This is a genomic window from Exiguobacterium sp. s11 (assembly GCF_018619015.1).
GTDB classification, from domain to species: Bacteria; Bacillota; Bacilli; order Exiguobacteriales; family Exiguobacteriaceae; genus Exiguobacterium_A; species Exiguobacterium_A indicum.
On record NZ_JACSNF010000002.1, the window covers coordinates 34,904 to 52,813 of the forward strand.

Consider the following 17,910-nt stretch of genomic DNA (forward strand, 5'->3'; position numbering starts at 1 on the left):
GATGAACTACCGTGAAAAAAAGGTGATGTCGATTGGAATCGTCTGTGAATTGACCGGCTTGTCAGAACGTCAGATTCGTTACTATGAGGAACGGAAGTTGATCTTTCCAGAACGGACAAATGGAAAAACACGAAAATATTCGTTTACGGATGTCGAGCGACTCGTCGAAGTCGCGGAAAAAATCGAGGATGGCTGGCGTACGCACGAAATTCGAGAAAAAGAACGTAAGGTAACGGAACAGCAACGTTCAGACTTGATCCGCGGTCAGTTAAACGCTGCGTTCGGTCTTTACAAGAAACAGTGAACATTTCATGAACTGGTAACAGAACTGTCATTTTGTAAACGATTTATTGGCACAGACTTCTTAATTTCAGATATAATGTTTCTGTGTTCACAAACTTATCGTACGTTTTTTTGGGGCGTTAGAACGAGTATAAAGGGGTAGTTATGATGAAGAAATTCAATGATACGTTTTTGCGGGCGATCCGTGGCGAGCAGATTGATCACGTTCCCGTCTGGTACATGCGACAAGCAGGTCGTTATCAAGCGGAATATCGTGAAATCAAAAAGACGCGGACGCTTTTCGAGATCACACATGACTCGGAACTAGGCGCATATGTGACAGAACTACCTGTAAAACAATTAGGGGTCGATGCAGCGATTCTGTATAAAGACATCATGACGCCACTTCCATCGATGGGCGTTGACGTCGAAATCAAGAGTGGTATCGGTCCAGTCATCGCGAACCCGATTCGCACGATGGCAGATGTCGAAGCATTACAACCATTTAACCGTGAAGATATTCCATATATCTATGAAACGATTCGTTTGTTACGGGAACGACTCGAAGTACCGTTGATTGGTTTTTCCGGGGCACCATTCACGCTTGCGAGCTATATGATTGAAGGTGGTCCTTCAAAGGGATACCATAAAACGAAAGCATTGATGTATGGACAACCTGAGGTATGGCATGCCTTAATGGAGAAACTAGGTGACATGGTCATCGATTACATCAAATCACAAGTGGATGCAGGAATACAAGCGTTCCAAATCTTTGATTCATGGGTCGGAACGACAAGCCGGAAAGATTATGTCCGTTACATCAAGCCAACGATGGAACGCATTTTCACAGAATTAAAAGATACAGGCGTGCCGATGATCATGTTCGGTGTAGGAGCGAGTCACTTGGCAGAGGAATGGCACAGTTTACCGTTAGACGTCGTCGGACTTGATTGGCGTTTGTCGATTGACGAAGCACGTGAGCGTGGACTGACGAAACCTGTCCAAGGAAACCTCGACCCGTCTTATCTGTTAGCACCATGGGATATCCTTGAAGCAAAAACGAAGGAAATTCTCGATATGGGAATGAAGCAACCAGGATTTATCTTTAACCTCGGTCACGGCATCTTCCCGGAAGTCGATCCAGAAGTATTGAAACGTTTGACTGCATTTATCCATGATTATTCGAAAGAAAAAATGGAGGTAGGAAAATGAAGACGTTAGGACTACTTGTTATGGCGTACGGTACGCCATATAAACCAGAAGATATCGAGCGTTATTATACGCACATTCGTCGCGGACGCAAACCGTCTCCAGAAGCATTGGCAGAGTTAACGGAACGTTACGAAGCCATCGGTGGTGTCTCACCACTCGCACAAGTCACGATTGATCAGGCTGAAGAGCTACACCGTCAACTGTCTGAGAAATATGCTGGTGAAATCGAGTTCAAACTCTATCTTGGTCTGAAACACATCGAGCCATTCGTTGAGGATGCTGTCGAGCAAATGGCAAAAGACGGCATCACAGAAGCGGTCACAGTCGTTTTAGCACCACACTATTCGACGTTCAGTATCCGTTCATATAACGGTCGTGCGAAGGAAGTCGCGGACCAACACGGTATCCGTCTCGCATCCGTTGAATCGTGGTACAAAGAAGAAGCGTTTCTCGATTGGTGGGGTAAAGAAATTCGCAAGACGTTCGACGCTTTACCAGTATCTGAAGAGAAAGCCGTTCTCGTCGTTTCAGCACACAGTCTACCTGAAAAAATCATTGCAAACGGTGATCCATACCCAGAACAATTGAAGGAAACAGCTGAATTGATCGCGCAACGTGCTGGTGTACCGCATATGATCACAGGCTGGCAATCGGCTGGACAAACGCCAGAACCATGGCTTGGACCAGATGTTCAGGATTTGACACGTGACGTCTACGAAGAAAAAGGATACGAAGCATTCGTCTACGTACCCGTTGGTTTCGTTGCCGATCACCTAGAAGTATTGTTCGATAATGATTACGAGTGTAAAGTCGTCTGCGACGAACTCGGAATTCATTATGCGCGACCTGTCATGCCAAACGCGGATCCAGCTTTCATGAAAGCTGTCACGGAAGCCGTCGCGAAACAGGTGGGTAGTTATGTCCAGTAAACGTCTCGTCATCGTGGGCGGTGGTATATCAGGACTTGCAGCCGCCTATTATGCAGAGAAGCAGTTTCCGGAGATGAACATCACGTTACTCGAGGCAGAGGGTCGTCTCGGTGGTAAGGTGGCGACATATCGGGACGAAGGATTGACGATCGAGCGGGGACCGGATTCATACGTCGCACGGAAACACGTGTTGACGGATCTCATCGAAGAGATCGGATTAGGGGAGCAACTCGTTCGCAATAACACGTCGCAAGCGTATATCTTGGATGCGCGCGGTCTCCACCCGATTCCAAAAGGTGCCGTCATGGGGATCCCGACCGATTTAGAGTTATTCGCAGAGACGTCTCTACTGACGGAAGAAGAAAAGGCAGAGGTGACAGAACGCTTGCTTCACCCTGCTCCTGATTTGACGATTCCGGAAACAGACATCCCATTAGGGGAATACCTGCGTCCGCGTCTTGGAGATGCGCTCGTCGAGAAGTTGATCGAACCGCTTCTTTCAGGCATTTATGCTGGTGATATCGATCGGATGAGTACGTTTGCGACCTACCCGCAATTCGTTGTGAATGAGCAAAAGGCGGGAAGCTTGTTCGAAGGGATGCGCCTCATGCGTCCGCTTGATCAACAACAAGGTCCGACGCTCAAAGCGACAGGTCAATTTTTATCGCTCGCTACTGGACTCGAGTCTCTCGTCGAGCGGCTAGAAGAGGTGCTTGAACGGACAGAAATTCGTCTTGAGACACCACTTCGCTCGATTAAACGGGAAGAAGACGGGCGGTATCGTCTCGAAACGGATCATGGTCCAGAGTATGCCGATGATATTTTGTTAACGATTCCGCATCGCCAAGTCGTGTCCCTGTTACCAGAAGCGACGCTGCCTGGGCTTGCGAACCTCTCGACACACTCGACGGCGACAGTCACGTTGATTTTTGATAAGGAAACGGCGTTACCGATTGATGGAACGGGATTCATCGTCAACCGTCGGGCACCGTATTCAATTACAGCATGCACGGCGATTGATCAAAAGTGGAATCATGCAGCACCGAATCATACCGTGCTCCGAGCCTTCATCGGACGCCCCGGAAAAGATGCACTCGTTCGTGAATCAGACGAAATGATTGAACGTGTCGTCTTAGAAGATCTTGAAAACATCTGTGGTCGTCCATTGCAACCGGAACGTGTCGTCATCAGTCGTTTATTAGACGGCTTACCGGCCTATACGGTAGGACATGCACAGCGGATTCAAGAAGTGCGAGAAATCGTCGCTTCTCACTATCCACACATTCATTTAGCCGGACTCGCTTATGATGGTGTTGGTTTGCCAGACTGTGTAGCAGGTGTCAAAGCGACGCTTGAACAAATGGCGTTACAACAACCGGAACCATGTAAAGAATCATGACACACCTAAACCTTTTTGAAGCTATCAGTGCTTCAAAAAGGTTTTTTTGTCTTCAGAAGAATGACACGGAAGGAAACGGGAATAAGAGACAGAGGAATCAAAATCGAAGAATACCGTTGAAGCGGGAGGGAATCGTATGGTGGAAGTATGGAGTACGTTCACGATCATCATCGTCTACGGATTGCTTATCATGAATATCTTGGCTGTCCTGACGGTTATTTTTCTCGAGCGACGCGATATTGGTGCGACGTGGGCATGGGTATTCATCTTGTATTTCGTTCCGCTAGTTGGGTTTCTCGTCTATCTGTTTTTCGGAAGACTGTTGAAAAAAACGAATTTTTATCGTGTCACGGATGAAGAACAACTTGAACAGGATAGACGGATCGCCTTACAGAAAAAAGAACTTGTAACGATGGGACGGCACCCGATGATTCAAAAACACCGGGATATGATTCGGATGAACCTGATGTCGAACGGTTCGTTACTCAGTCTCTCGAATCAACTACAGATTCTTTCGGATGGCGAGCAGAAGTTCAATCGGATGATTCAAGATATCCGCCAGGCTGAGCATGAAGTGAATATCCAATATTACATCATTCAGAAAGATCGCCTCGGGTTAGCGTTGATCGATACATTGACCGATTGTGCCCGTCGTGGGATCAAAGTCCGTCTATTGTATGATGCTGTCGGATCACGTAGTCTCAAACGGACGGATTTCAAGGATTTACTCGCACACGGGGGAGAAGTGTTTGCCTTTTTCCCGTCGACGATTGGATTCGTTAATTTTCGATTGAACAACCGCAATCACCGTAAATCCTGTATCATCGACGGTCGAATCGGCTACATTGGTGGGTTCAACGTTGGTACGGAATATCTCGGTATCGATGAAAAGTTCGGCTACTGGCGGGATACACATTTTCGCTTGGAAGGTGACGTCGTTCACGATCAACTCGATCGCTTTATTCTCGACTGGAACCAAGCAAGTGACGTCTATACGGAAAAATCTTTGTTTTACTATGGAACGCATAGGATTCAGGATATATTACCGATGCAAATCGTCACATCGGGTCCGGATTCTCGTTCAGAGTATTTGAAGCTTGCCTTGATTAAAATGATCAACGAAGCAAAACGGACGATTTATATCCAATCGCCTTATTTCATTCCCGACACGAGTTATTTAGATGCATGTAAGGCAGCCCTCTTATCCGGAGTGGAAGTACGCATCATGATTCCGAACAAACCGGACCATCCATTCGTTTACTGGGCAACGACTGCTGCTGTAGGGGAACTGCTATCTTACGGAGCTAAAATCTACACGTATGAACCTGGATTTTTGCATGCGAAGACAATCGTCGTCGATGGAGAAATTGCTTCGGTCGGAACAACGAATATCGATGCGCGAAGTTTTCGTTTAAACTTCGAAATGAATACAATCGTCTATGACCAGGCAGTAGCGATTGAACTAGAACGGCTCTTCTTAGCCGATTGTGAGGTATCAAAGCTCATGACGGTCGAGTCGTATGTTGCGCGTTCAAGAATGATCAAATTCAAGGAAAGTATTTCGCGTTTGTTGTCACCGATTTTGTAAACCGTGTTTACGACCAGTCAAAATGTGAAAAATGGTATAGTAGTATGGAAATAGAAAAAGAGGAGAGTGAAGACGATGGCAAATCCAATCAAATTACTCGTATCAGACATGGATGGTACCGTTCTTTCGGGCAAACAACGAATAGAGCCGGAGACGATTCAGGCAATTGAAGCAGCACGCGAACAAGGTGTCGAGTTTGCAATTGCAACAGGACGTAATTACTTAAATGCTAAAGAATTGACGGATGCCGCAGGAATCCACTGTCCAATCATTGCTTCAAACGGGGCACGTGTGATGACCGTCGATGGAGAAGAGTTGAGTGCGACGACTCTGACGACAGAACAAGCACAGCAAATTTACGGCATCATTAGCCAGTACGAAGTCTTCTTCGAGATGTTCTGTGATCAAGGACTCGTGACAGCGCAAGGAGCGACGATTGATGCAGCCTACGATTCGTTAAAAGAATTAAGTGAAGAAAGTGATCGGGCAAAACAAGTGCTTGATTTCTTCCACGATCGCTATTATGTCCACGAAGACGTCAAGATGATTGATGGATTCCGGTCATACATTCGTAATCAAGCGGGAAAAGTATTCAAGTTCATTTCGTTCTCATTTGATCAAGAATTGATGAAAACAATCTGGCAGGAAATCGAGCAGAAAGTCGAGGGTGTCTATGTCACGTCGTCAGGACACGATAACATCGAAGTCATGGCAGTCGGTGCCGATAAAGGAACGGCAGTTAAAATCCTCGCGGACCACCTTGGTGTGCCGATCGAACAAGTCGCTGTCATCGGTGATAATCTGAACGATCTTCCCATGTTTAAGGTTGCTGGAAAGGCGATCGCGATGGGGAATGGTCATGATGAAGCAAAAGCGATTGCGCATCATGTGACGAAAATAAACGATGAGCACGGCGTCGGATATGCGATTCAGCAACTGGCGTCCCGTGCTTGGTAAGGGGGACGTTTCATGTTTAAGGCATTTAAGGAGTTTGCTTTTCGAGGCAATGTGATCGATTTAGCGGTCGGGGTTATTCTGGGTGCTGCGTTTAGTGGGATCATCAAATCCCTCGTCGACAGCGTCTTTATGCCACTGATCGGTATCATCATCGGGGGCATTGATGTCAAAGGATTATCGGTCATGGTCGGAAATGCAGAGTTGCAGTACGGTCAATTTCTTCAAGCGAGTATCGAGTTCTTGTTGATCGCCTTTGCACTGTTTATCTTTGTCAAAGGAATCACTTCATTCCGGAAGAAGGAAGAAGTCGTCGAAGAAGAAGCGGTACCAACGACAGAAGAAAAATTATTGACAGAAATCAGAGATGCCTTGATTCATCAAAATGAGTCATCGACGAAAAATTAACGGATACAACAAAGGCTGACTCAAAAGTCAGCCTCTACAAAGATAAAGGTGGCAGAATAAAAATCTGCCACCTTTATCTCGTAAAAAAAAGAATGACGCGTCACACGCCACTCCTACAGGAAAAAGCGCATTATGCGCTGTCAGAGACAAACAAGACCCGCTTTCCTGCTTGAATGAAGCAGAAAAACTGGCTTGTGTCTCGCCTGAGGAAAGGGCGTGAAAAGACGCGTCATTCTTTTTTTTTGAGTCAGGTCCATTCTGAATCATAAAATTTCGAGTAATGCATTTTCAGAGCAGACTTGTAACGAAAGCTGTTTTTTCATTCCTTGATCAAATGAAATTTCTAGCACATCGTCAACCAGGTGCAAGACGGTTCCAGGACCAAATGCTGTATGCGAGACACGCATGTTCTCAGTGATCGGTAGAGGAAGAACGCTAGCTCGCGCTGTAACAGCAGTTCGCTTGCGCTCTACTTTTCGTTTTGCAGCATCAGGCGTGACGAGGCGATGAACGTCTTCGACGAATGGCGAGACATCAAATGATTTCGATTTAAAACGATAGGACAGAAGATGTAGTTCGTGTCGCGCTCGTGTCATGCCGACGTAAAACAAACGTGCAGCTTCTTCCATATCATCGAGTTGTCCATTCTTGTACGCCTTGATCGTATCAGCTGATGGAAGAATACCAGCAACGAGATCAATCATGAAGACGCGATCGAATTCAAGTCCCTTCGCACTGTGAAAGGTCGAAAGGGTGACCGCATTTTGATTTTTATTTTGTTTCGCATCACGCATCAATTGTTCGAGATGCGTGATCCGTTCACGAAAAGCGAGTAGCGTTGGTACATCACTTGCGATGTTATCAATCGTATTCAATGTTTCAAGCAGGTGATCGAGACTAAAACCGAGACTCTCACTCATTTTCCGCAAATTCTTTTCGTAACCCAGTTCATGACGAATCAGAGAGAGGGCAGCAGAGGGTCGAACGGTTTGGATGGAAGCGAACGTGCGCTTCATTTGTTGAAGTTGTTTCTTTTGATAAAACTTCATCTCGATTTTGTTTATGAGTAGATCAAATACAGATTCACCCGTACCGAACTGTTGCAATTGAGAAAGTTGCGCTTTTGAGATATACCCGGCGAATTTCGTATGAATAGTTGCTAGCACATCGATATCTGTCGGATCTTGTGCGAATGTCATGAAGTTTAAGATATCCTTCAAAATCCAATGACTGAAGAATTTATGATCGACATCCTTAATATAAAACGGAATATTTGCTTGATCCAAAGCATTCATCACATTGATTGATGAGGCATTGTTGCGATATAAGATGGCTACTTCGCGGTAATTCGTCTCTGTCCGTAGTTGATTCAACAGATAGCGGGTCTGATCCTCGTAAGTTGGTAACGTCTCTAAGATAATCGGACGAACAGCAGCGTTCTCCGTGAACATCTGTTTCGGATAACGTGCTTTATTGCGCTGAATGAATTGGTTTGCGACGGATACGATGTCTTGAGACGAACGATAATTTTGTTCCATGTAAAGAATCGTCGCACTCGGATACGTATCTTTGAAGTGCAAAATTTTAGAAGCGTCCGCGCCACGCCAGCTGTATAGCGTCTGATCATCGTCTGCAACGACACAAAGTCGGTTATGCGGTAAGGCTAACTTTTCGACCAATTGATGTTGAACGAGTGACGTATCCTGGCTCTCATCCGTTAGGATATAGTCAAAGCGACGCTGATAATGTTGCAACAGACGACGGTCTTGCTCCAAAATCGTATTCGCATACGTCAACATATCATCAAAGTCGAGTAACGGATGTAAGGGATCACGCGACTTGAATTGTTCATACGCGACATAGATATCAGGGAAATGTTTGATCGTCGTCGGTACTGCCTTGATTTCCTTTAAAGAAAGAAGACGGTTCTTGACGAAGGAAATCATTCGTAATAACTCATCCATCTGGTCGTCGGTAATGACACTCCGATTAATTTCCTGGAAAATACGCCGGAGTAACATGCGTTTATGTGGCGCATTCGGATGTTGTTGATCCATTGGTCCCTCAATGATCGTATAGGAGAGACGTTGCTGGGATGTATGATCCCGAACGACTTGAAAAGCAAAGCTATGAATCGTCGAGAATGCCGCTGTCGTTCCAATTAATTCGTGAAATAGATGATAAAAACGATCCGCCATCTCGCGAGCTGCTGCCTTACTGAAGGTCAGCCCTAAAATACGATGTGGTTCGATCTTTTTTTGTAAAATCAAATAGGCAATCTTAAAATTAAGCGTCGTTGTTTTTCCAGAGCCGGGTGAGGCGAGTAACAGCAACGGACCATGGTCATGTTCGATTGCCTGTTGTTGGACAGGATTCAGTTGAATGCCGGTCAATCGCTCCATCTGTTCGAAAAAATCTTCATGCATGATACAGTTCACCTCGAGCGTATTTATTTCTCGTCCAATAATCGAACTTTCCCTAGTGTATCATTTTTAGTGTCAGGATTGGATTACGGAAAGAAGAACCGTGGAATAAAGAGACAAGAGCCTATTGGATGTTATGTAAGACGAGTACCCTAAAAGACTAGGCAAATGGATACAAAAATATTAAAATGGGAATAGATGTAAGAGAGTACTCTCTTGTCCTGTACAAAGAGGGAAGGCGGAATGAGAATGTCTGTAGTGAAATTACACATGTATACGAATGAACATTATGAACAATGTGATGCGTTCATTCTTCCGGAAGAACAAGTCCAGTTTACTTCTTTTCCGACGGATGTCGTCACAGATGCGGTTGCCCATCCAGAAAAATTCCCGGTTGTCATCAAAAAAGACGATTTAGTCGTCGGATTTTTTATTCTTCATCTTAATCCCCCTAAAACACATCGAACACATGAACAAAGTGTCCTATTACGTGCCTTTTCCATTGATGCACGCCATCAGCACCAAGGATATGCGAAAGAGGCAATGATGCAGTTGCCAGAGTTCGTGCATCATCATTTTCCAGAAGTCACAGCGATCACACTAGCGGTCAATAAAAAGAATATTGCTGCAAAATCACTGTATTTCAAAACGGGATACGTTGATACGTTACAGTCCGTCATGGGTCCAATTGGGGAGCAGCACATCCTTGCATTTGATCTAGAAAAAGAATCACGATTGAAGCATTGAAGCATTGAAGCATTGAAGCAAAAAAGCATTTTCCTGATTCTATTCAGGAAAATGCTTTTTTATTTAAGATAAATCGTAGAGTGATAAATGCGCACCTGCTTCACCAGAGAAGACAATACCTCGACTGGATGTTTTCGGGAAAATCCGTCCAGATGCAACGGCTTCTCCGTCATTTAGAAAAAGTTCAAACGAAGAACGATCCACGAACAGACGTAATGTATGCAAGTCCTTCGCAAGAATCGTCGATCGCGAAGTGCCGAATGATTCGGCAGGTACTTCTGCACCTGATCGGCTTCGATCGATCGTAAATTGACGTGATACAGCATCGTAATGGAATACGGTTTCTTCTGTGGCGTCTTGACGAATCGAGAAGCGGAACGAGTCCGACGACAGTTTCAAGTCTGTCATCACGAGCTCGAAAATCTCGGCTTCCGCAATTGTCACGTCTTGTTCGAAAAGAATCGTTTCGTCAAACAGCGTCTCTTTTCGTAGCTGTGTCAGTTCATTGACAGGTCGTTGACGAAGTTGTCCCTGTTCGATCGTTAATTCACGAGGCAATGTTAAAGCATGTGCCCAGTTATAGATGTCAGAAGGATAACTGATATCCGGTAACCCCATCCAACCAACAAGAATCCGTCGACCATCTGCCGCCTCAGTTGTTTGTGGCGCGTAGAAGTCAAATCCGAAATCGAGTTCTTGGAACGATTCGTGTGTGAATGTTAAGTCGGGTAAAGCTAACGGTTCGCCGATGAAATAACCGGACTGGAAAATATTTTGATAGTTCGGACCATCTGGTTCAATCCCTTGAGGGCTAAAGAGGAGGATCCCTTTTCCATCCAGCTCGAAATAATCAGGACATTCCCACATATAACCGAATGTCGAGTAATTCGTCTGTAACTCACCGAGGAATGTCCAGTGCTCTGCATCTTGAGACTGATAGATGACAGTACAACCCGTCAAGTCACTACGCTGTGCACCAATGATGCAGTACCAAATGCCCGATGCATCTTGGAAGACTTTCGGATCACGGAAATGTTCCGTATATCCTTCAGGAACGTTTGGAATAGCAGGTGGTAAATGTTTTTCGATTCGTCCATCCGAGCGGAGATGACCGACGATTTGGCTCGTATGGCGATTCCAATCCGCATCCCGTTTATTACCGGTGTACATGATGTGCACTTGATCATCTTTAATGAAGCCACTACCGGAATAAGCACCGTGTGAATCAGGATCGTTATTTGGGATCAAGGCAGCTCCTTCATCGAACCAATGTACAAGATCTTTTGATGTCATGTGATACCAGTACTTCAGCCCGTGTACGGGTCCGAGTGGAAACCATTGATAAAACAAATGATAGAGACCGTCATGATAGACGAAGCCGTTCGGATCATTCAAAAGTCCGGTCGGAGGTTGAATATGGTAAGAAAATCGCCAAGGAGATGTTCGAACTTCTTCCTTCATCGCTTGGTAGACGCTCGGATCGACATCCGAGAGGGGACGGTATCGTGCTTCACGTGTCCATTGATTCATGTTGACAGCTCCTCGTTGAAAAATTATACGCTTCTCTCGTTCACCTTACGGAGGAGAGCTGCGCTTGTCAATCCTCCGTCCTGAATGGTCAATGAACGGACATACATCCTCTGCCATTTTGCTTCGAACGATAGAGCGCTAAATCAGCGCGATGCATGACTTGTTCGAGTGATTCTCCTGTCACCTGTTCGGCGACTCCGATACTCATACCGATGTGGACGGTTTGTTCTTCTAAGTGATACGGCATCGAGACGTGAGCGATCCATTGTTCACCTAAGTATCGTGCTTCTGTTAAGGATTGAGTCGTCAAGACGATGATGAACTCATCGCCGCCCAGACGAGCTACGAATCCACCAGGTGGAAGCAACTGTTCGAGACGTTGACTGACCTCGATCAGCAGGAGATCACCTAGCGCGTGACCATACGTATCATTGACTGCTTTAAAGCCGTCTAAATCAAGGCAAAGATAGATAGAATGCGTTTCTGCAGGCAATTGTTCAATGTATTGAGCGAGACCGTTGCGGTTCGCGAGACCCGTCAGGCTATCGCGTTGTGACAAGCGTTCAAACGTTAATTTCTCTTGTTCGGTATGTAGCAAGCGATGAATCAGTCGTTGTAAGGCATCCGTCAGTGTCTCGATTTCTCGGATTCCACGATGATTCGGGAGTGATTTTGAAGGATCATCCTGCATTTGCTGTGCGGCATGCGTGATTTTTAATAATGGTCGTGTCAATAACTTCGCTAACATCCATCCGAGTAAGGCTGTGATGAAAGAGGCAATCAATCCGGCGATAAAAATCGTTTGACGTAAAGCGTCGGCATCAGCGAAGGCAATCGAAGTCGGTTGACGCACGAGAACCGTCCAACCTAATCCATCGTAATCCTTGTAACCTCGGCTTGTACTTTGACCAGAGACGAATTCTTTCCCTTGCCAAGAAGCGGTCGCAGAAGCATTCGAAGTCAGCGTTACGCTATCAGGTAATGTTTTACCGCTCCATCCGTTCGGTCCAAGCAAAATCGTCTTTCGATCTTGACTAATGATGAAGACATCGACTTGTTGGAGAGAGGACGTGGCGCTCTGAAAACTTTGTTCGATCGCTTTTGCCCATTCGAAGCTGAGATGTGTCGCAAGGACACCAGAAAATCGCCCCTTATCGTACAAAGGTGTACTAATATCGACGAATTGTAACGGTTCACCGCTTGGGTTTGGCAATAATTTTGCGAGTAGAACAGCTTCATGGACATCCCCGATGAATGGTTGTGATAAGGCTTGTTGGAAGACGGGGCGTTCCTTGATCGATGTTCCTTCAAGAATCTGATTCGTTGACGCAACGACTTTGCCTTTCGCATCTAAGCGACCAATCCAAGAAAAGTCAGGAATCTGTCGTTGTAACTCTTCGAGTGTCTGCCGTGTTTCTGCTTTTTGTTCTGTTTGTTGAATCGTCGATAAAGAACCCAGCAATTTTACTTCGGCATAACGTGACCACATGTAATGATCAAGCTTATCAGACAGTTGGTGAGCAGTCGTTGACAGACTCATCCCGACTTCCGATTGGAGTCGGTTTGTGGCATGTTGACTAATGAAAAAAGTTAATCCGAGCGTCATGCTAAAAAATAGCAGGGAAATCAATCCCGCTAACAAAACATCAAAGCGAAGTGAGAGTCTGAACATTGTGCGATACTCCATTCATGCGTTTTCATTTTTTTTTTTTACTTACATCATACACGTAGACGTCTACCTGTTGTTCGCGGTTCGAGATACTCGTTCGTACATATCGAAATTCGTGTTTTTCCCAAAAACGACGGGCTCTTAAATTATCGGGTAAGACCGCGAGATGAATGTGAGGTTCCTGACTTAGAAACTGATCACAAAAAGCAGATAGTAACCGACTGCTAGTTCCCGTACCGTGCTGAGAAGCATCCAGTAAAAATAGACCGATCCAAGGTGTACCGTCTTTTGGATGCTTCGGTAGGTAATCAATCAGTAAGACGGGTTCTCCGTCTACATACCCAATCAGCGATACGGTATCGGGATTTAAAAACTCTTCCTGTAAGGTCGAATCAGAGAGCGGAAGCACTCGTTCTTCTAAGAGCGCATATGCAGGAACGCTCGCGTACAACGATTGGATGATCGGAAAGTGATCATGTGTTACTTGTTCAAAGCGAATCATCTAGCGACTCCATTCTTTATTTTTAATATAAAATTTCTGTTGTTACGCCTTTTTAATTGGAATCAGATTACATATTTGTAAGAAATGAAACTTATCCTTTAAAATCACGTACACTAATAGCATAGACAAAATATGAATGAGGAGGAAGAGCAGATGTTAAAGATTGAAAATATCTCAAAGCGTCTCGGAAAAGAGCAAATTTTAAAAGACGTCAGTTTTGAGGTATCCCCAGGAGAAGTGTTCGGCTTCCTCGGACCGAATGGAGCAGGGAAGACGACGACGATTCGGATCATCACGGGACTACTCGAGCAGGATGCAGGGAAAGTCACAGTCAATGGATTTGATGTCGTAGAAGAGCGTTCGAAAGCGCTGACGCAAATCGGAGCAATCGTTGAAAATCCAGCGTTTTATCCTTATCTGACAGGAAAACAAAACTTAGTTCATGCAAAAAATCTCATTCCGGGACTCGGTCAAGTGGATTATGATGCACTAGCACGACTCGTTGGTCTTGAAGGAAAGCTTTCAAAAAAAGTCGGAGAGTACTCACTCGGAATGAAGCAACGACTCGGAATTGCTCGTGCCTTGCTACATAACCCGCGCGTCTTGATTTTAGATGAACCGACGAATGGTCTGGATCCATCCGGAATTGCAGAGCTTCGTGAATATTTACGCCAAATGGCGCGTGAGCAAGATATCGCGATTTTAATTTCAAGCCATATGTTGAGTGAGATGGAACAAATCAGTGATCGTTATGCGATCATCGATCAGGGTGTCATCAAGTCGGTCGAGTCCGTTCGTAATGAAACTGGAGCGAAAATCGCTCTTCGTGTCAATGCAGAAGCGATGACAGAGGTACTCGATGCCCTTCGCGTCGCGAACTACCCATCAGAAGTACTCGAGAATAAAATCATTATCACCGCACCGGAAAGTGAATGTCCAGCTATCGCTCGACTCGTCGTGCCGATTGCCGATTTACATGAACTGACCGTTAAACGTTTGACGCTTGAGGAACAATTCCTGCAAGTAACGAAAAAAGAGGGGGATTCACATGCTTTCGCTCATACAAAATGAATGGATGAAATGGTGGACGACTAAAAAAGCGAAAATCGTTTTAGCACTATATGTCGTTATTGCAGTTGGTATTATCATCGTTGCAAAGACGAATGATTTTGAGTTCACACGTTATGATTATTATTCATCAACGTTCCTTTTACTGACATCTCTATTAGGAATCATCACGATTGTCTTCACGGCAGAAGCCATCGGGAATGAAGTACGTTATGACACGATGAAACACTTATTAATGAGTCCGTATTCCCGAATGACGATTTATTTCTCGAAACTTATCTTTTCGATCTTGATCATGTTGTTCCAATTCGTGTTCATCGCTGCGATCGTCTACGCAGGCTCATTTGCGTTTTCAGAGGCAGGAGATCCAATTCTGTTCCGCGATACGATCGTCGAAGTTGTCAGTCCGATTTTTACAATATTCATGACGTTATTCTTCTCATTGTTGTTCCGTTCTGTTGGAATGATTATCGGCTTCACCGTACTAGCACAGTTCTTTACGAGCATTGCGGGTAACTTACTGGTTGGTTTCAAACCAGCAATCGCTAAGTGGATCGTATTCATGCATTTAGACTGGTCAATGTATTTCAAGGATTCTATGACCTATGGTACGAGTGAAGCGATGGGAACAACTTTGACGTTCTCCGCCTTGTTCGTATTGGCTCATATCATCGTCTTGTTAGGTGCATCGATTCTTGTCTTCCAAAGAAAATCATATACGTAAATGAAAGAGCTGCTATTGATAGATGAATTTGTCTATCAATAGCAGCTCTTTTACAGTATTCAAGAACTTGTCCGTTTAGGTGGACGTGCTGTAATCGGGAACAATCGCTGAAACCATTCGATCAGTGGACCGTTCAATAAGAGAAAAATGAAAGTTCCGACTCCGATGCCGATCAGTTCGCGTTCAATCAGTGAAAAGAGACAAGCAATCAAAAAAGGAATGCCGAGGCTGATCGTTGCCCCGAGCGAGGTACTTTTAAAGCGACTGATCAGTGACTTCATCAAGTAATCCGGTGGCATCAATACGAATCCGATTTGTAGATAGAGAGCGAGTCCAAGTGAAATCAATGGCATGCCGATCAACATGTACACAACGCGCATCCAAAGTCCCTGTGGTGTATAAATCAATTGATGGATCGATAAGAAGAAATCAATCGCAGCGCCGAACAGGACGACGAGTGCGAAACTGAGGACGATCGTCCACCAACTAAATCGACTCCCAAGAGAGAGTGCCGCAATCAAAGCGAGCACATGTAAGACGATGATCGCTAGTCCGACAGTTAAAGGGGAGATGGCCGCAACGGCTTCACTCGCTGATGTCCAAGGTGCACTCCCGATCGAGGCGGTCACCATGAAGCTGTTTCCTAAGGCGTTAATTAAAATAGAGAATAAATAGATGACAATCCGTTTTTGCTGACTCATTGACGTGCACAGACGGTAGGACTGCGCGTTCACCTCCTGAAAAGAAATCGTTTCGTTAAGCTATACCCTAATCGTAGCGCTCTTTTCACTTATTTTCATGAAAAGAGCATTGCCTATTCCTTATGTTTCACGACATACTTAGGACACATTACGAATCAGGGGGAGAACATATGACATATTTTGGACAGAAGATCCTGCCTTCCGTTAGAAAATTAGAAGACTTTGAAAAGATGCTGAAGAGTCCATATGAATATGGGGTCTTACTCGAAATGCATGTATCGCGTTTAAAAGCGGTCTATGAGATGGCGCATCGTTACGACAAAAAAATGTTTTTGCACATGGATCTCGTTCAAGGGTTAAAAAATGATGAATATGCCACAGAATACGTCTGCCAAGAATTGAAGCCGTATGGTGTCATTTCGACGAAGGCGAGCGTCATCTTGAAAGCACGTCAAAAAAAGGTCAAGACGATGCAACGCATGTTCTTACTTGATTCCAGTTCACTCGAAAAAAGTTATCAACTCATGGAACGGACGCAACCTGATTACATCGAAGTGTTACCAGGGTTAATGCCAAAGTATATTCAAGAAGTGAAAGAAAAGACAGGGCGTCTCGTATTCGCCGGTGGACTCATCGATACGGTCGAGGAAGTGGAACAAGCGATTGAAGCAGGTGCCTCAAGTATCACTACATCGAATAAGGACTTGTGGCGTCATTTTGAACCACGTTCTTAAGTTGATTGTGAGGAAAATCATTCGGATTATTTGACAGCGTTTTCACTGATTGTTATAGTGATATCAAGTTGATACAAAGTGACGGAGAAAAGGGAGATTCACGTGTGAGTCCTGCTTGAAGAACATTCAAGTATGAACTGACGTGGATCTCCTTTTTATGTTGCTTTTTTCACATAACCAAAAGGAGGAACACATATGTCACCCATTTTAGCGGAATTTTTAGGCACAGCTTTGCTTGTCGCGCTTGGGAACGGTGTTGGTGCAGGCGTTAGTTTGACGAAATCGTTTGCGAAGGATGCAGGTTGGATTGTCATCACGTTTGCATGGGGTTTTGCCGTGGCGATTGCAGCGTATGCCGTCGGTCAATTCAGTGGAGCACACCTTAACCCAGCAGTAACGCTTGGTTTAGCCTTTGACGGTTCATTTGCATGGGCAGACGTACCAGGCTATATCGTCGCTCAAATTGCCGGCGGGATACTTGGTGCAAGTCTTGTTTTCGTCCATTACTTACCACACTGGGCGGAGACGAAAGACCCAGCAACGAAACTCGGCGTCTTTGCGACGTCACCAGCGATTCCACATACATTTGCCAATCTAATGAGTGAAATGATCGCGACATTCTTGCTTGTCATTGGGTTGTTATCAATCGGAGCAAATAAGTTCTCAGATGGTCTAAATCCATTGATCGTCGGTTTCTTGATCGTCAGCCTCGGTATGTCATTCGGAGGAACGACAGGATATGCGATGAATCCGGCGCGGGACCTTGGTCCACGTATCGCCCACTTCATCCTACCGATTCATGGAAAAGGATCATCGAACTGGGGATACTCTTGGATTCCGGTTCTCGGACCAGTTCTCGGTGGAAGTCTTGGCGGATTGTTTTATCGTTCGGTCTTCACAGGGAAAGATACACCGGCTTTTTGGATTGTAGGACTTGTGACAATCGTCATATTAGGCTTATGCTATAGATTCGGTGTTCGTCCGAACAAAACAACGTCAGTGGAGTCAAAGTCAGCTTAACTTATTTAGATACAAAAGGA

17 protein-coding genes are annotated in these 17,910 nt (G+C 45.1%); 12 read left to right on the forward strand and 5 right to left on the reverse strand.

Annotated elements, in window-relative coordinates:
• Position 1: 1 nt before the first annotated feature.
• The 7 genes from KNQ12_RS07885 (at position 2) to mscL (ending at position 6,772) form a co-directional block, all read left to right on the forward strand.
• Positions 2 to 304: a MerR family transcriptional regulator gene (locus KNQ12_RS07885; RefSeq protein WP_023467353.1), complete on the forward strand. Its 303-nt coding sequence runs from the start codon at positions 2 to 4 to the stop codon at positions 302 to 304.
• Between the two features lie 143 nt (positions 305 to 447).
• Positions 448 to 1,494: a uroporphyrinogen decarboxylase gene (gene hemE, locus KNQ12_RS07890; RefSeq protein WP_023467354.1), complete on the forward strand. Its 1,047-nt coding sequence runs from the start codon at positions 448 to 450 to the stop codon at positions 1,492 to 1,494.
• A complete protein-coding gene (gene hemH, locus KNQ12_RS07895; RefSeq protein ID WP_064300380.1) occupies positions 1,491 to 2,423 on the forward strand; it encodes a ferrochelatase in 933 nt (310 codons plus the stop codon). The genes hemE and hemH overlap by 4 nt, the downstream gene beginning before the upstream one ends.
• Positions 2,413 to 3,822 (forward strand): protoporphyrinogen oxidase, encoded by a 1,410-nt coding sequence (gene hemG, locus KNQ12_RS07900; RefSeq protein WP_214747394.1) that lies wholly within the window; start codon positions 2,413 to 2,415, stop codon positions 3,820 to 3,822. The genes hemH and hemG overlap by 11 nt, the downstream gene beginning before the upstream one ends.
• A 136-nt stretch (positions 3,823 to 3,958) precedes the next feature.
• Positions 3,959 to 5,410 (forward strand): cardiolipin synthase, encoded by a 1,452-nt coding sequence (gene cls, locus KNQ12_RS07905; RefSeq protein WP_214747398.1) that lies wholly within the window; start codon positions 3,959 to 3,961, stop codon positions 5,408 to 5,410.
• Between the two features lie 75 nt (positions 5,411 to 5,485).
• The gene (locus tag KNQ12_RS07910) at positions 5,486 to 6,367 is read left to right on the forward strand and encodes a Cof-type HAD-IIB family hydrolase (RefSeq protein WP_214747401.1); all 882 of its coding nucleotides are present in this window, start codon (positions 5,486 to 5,488) and stop codon (positions 6,365 to 6,367) included.
• 12 nt (positions 6,368 to 6,379) lie between these two features.
• Positions 6,380 to 6,772: a large-conductance mechanosensitive channel protein MscL gene (mscL, locus tag KNQ12_RS07915; protein ID WP_023467359.1), complete on the forward strand. Its 393-nt coding sequence runs from the start codon at positions 6,380 to 6,382 to the stop codon at positions 6,770 to 6,772.
• A 263-nt stretch (positions 6,773 to 7,035) separates the two neighbouring features.
• Here the strand turns inward: mscL and KNQ12_RS07920 are convergent, their stop codons facing one another.
• On the reverse strand, positions 7,036 to 9,198 hold the full coding sequence (locus KNQ12_RS07920) for an ATP-dependent helicase (RefSeq protein WP_214747404.1): 2,163 nt from the start codon (positions 9,196 to 9,198) through the stop codon (positions 7,036 to 7,038).
• A 246-nt stretch (positions 9,199 to 9,444) separates the two neighbouring features.
• Between KNQ12_RS07920 and KNQ12_RS07925 the strand changes: the two genes are divergently transcribed.
• Entirely contained in the window at positions 9,445 to 9,942 is a 498-nt protein-coding gene (locus KNQ12_RS07925) for a GNAT family N-acetyltransferase (protein WP_214747407.1), read from the forward strand.
• Positions 9,943 to 10,005: 63 nt separating this feature from the next.
• Here the strand turns inward: KNQ12_RS07925 and KNQ12_RS07930 are convergent, their stop codons facing one another.
• The 3 genes from KNQ12_RS07930 to KNQ12_RS07940 all read right to left on the reverse strand — a co-directional run bounded on the left by KNQ12_RS07930 (position 10,006) and on the right by KNQ12_RS07940 (position 13,643).
• Positions 10,006 to 11,472, reverse strand: coding sequence for a glycoside hydrolase family 32 protein (locus tag KNQ12_RS07930; RefSeq protein ID WP_214747410.1), 1,467 nt, complete (start codon positions 11,470 to 11,472; stop codon positions 10,006 to 10,008).
• 88 nt (positions 11,473 to 11,560) lie between these two features.
• Positions 11,561 to 13,144 carry a sensor domain-containing diguanylate cyclase gene (locus KNQ12_RS07935; protein WP_214747413.1) on the reverse strand — a complete coding sequence of 528 codons (1,584 nt, stop codon included), beginning with the start codon at positions 13,142 to 13,144 and terminating at the stop codon, positions 11,561 to 11,563.
• A 25-nt stretch (positions 13,145 to 13,169) separates the two neighbouring features.
• Complete coding sequence (locus tag KNQ12_RS07940) at positions 13,170 to 13,643, reverse strand: GNAT family N-acetyltransferase (protein ID WP_214747416.1); 474 nt, start codon at positions 13,641 to 13,643, stop codon at positions 13,170 to 13,172.
• A gap of 153 nt (positions 13,644 to 13,796) precedes the next feature.
• Between KNQ12_RS07940 and KNQ12_RS07945 the strand changes: the two genes are divergently transcribed.
• Both KNQ12_RS07945 and KNQ12_RS07950 read left to right on the forward strand, forming a co-directional pair.
• Positions 13,797 to 14,714: an ABC transporter ATP-binding protein gene (locus tag KNQ12_RS07945; RefSeq protein ID WP_023467367.1), complete on the forward strand. Its 918-nt coding sequence runs from the start codon at positions 13,797 to 13,799 to the stop codon at positions 14,712 to 14,714.
• Positions 14,715 to 14,718: 4 nt separating this feature from the next.
• Positions 14,719 to 15,435 (forward strand): ABC transporter permease, encoded by a 717-nt coding sequence (locus tag KNQ12_RS07950; RefSeq protein ID WP_251137742.1) that lies wholly within the window; start codon positions 14,719 to 14,721, stop codon positions 15,433 to 15,435.
• Between the two features lie 59 nt (positions 15,436 to 15,494).
• Here the strand turns inward: KNQ12_RS07950 and KNQ12_RS07955 are convergent, their stop codons facing one another.
• A complete protein-coding gene (locus KNQ12_RS07955) occupies positions 15,495 to 16,136 on the reverse strand; it encodes a YczE/YyaS/YitT family protein (RefSeq protein WP_023467369.1) in 642 nt (213 codons plus the stop codon).
• Between the two features lie 170 nt (positions 16,137 to 16,306).
• Between KNQ12_RS07955 and KNQ12_RS07960 the strand changes: the two genes are divergently transcribed.
• Together KNQ12_RS07960 and KNQ12_RS07965 are read left to right on the forward strand one after the other, a co-directional pair.
• Positions 16,307 to 16,870 (forward strand): glycerol-3-phosphate responsive antiterminator, encoded by a 564-nt coding sequence (locus tag KNQ12_RS07960; protein WP_023467370.1) that lies wholly within the window; start codon positions 16,307 to 16,309, stop codon positions 16,868 to 16,870.
• Positions 16,871 to 17,065: 195 nt separating this feature from the next.
• Positions 17,066 to 17,890 carry an MIP/aquaporin family protein gene (locus KNQ12_RS07965; protein ID WP_023467371.1) on the forward strand — a complete coding sequence of 275 codons (825 nt, stop codon included), beginning with the start codon at positions 17,066 to 17,068 and terminating at the stop codon, positions 17,888 to 17,890.
• The last annotated feature ends 20 nt before the right edge of the window (positions 17,891 to 17,910 follow it).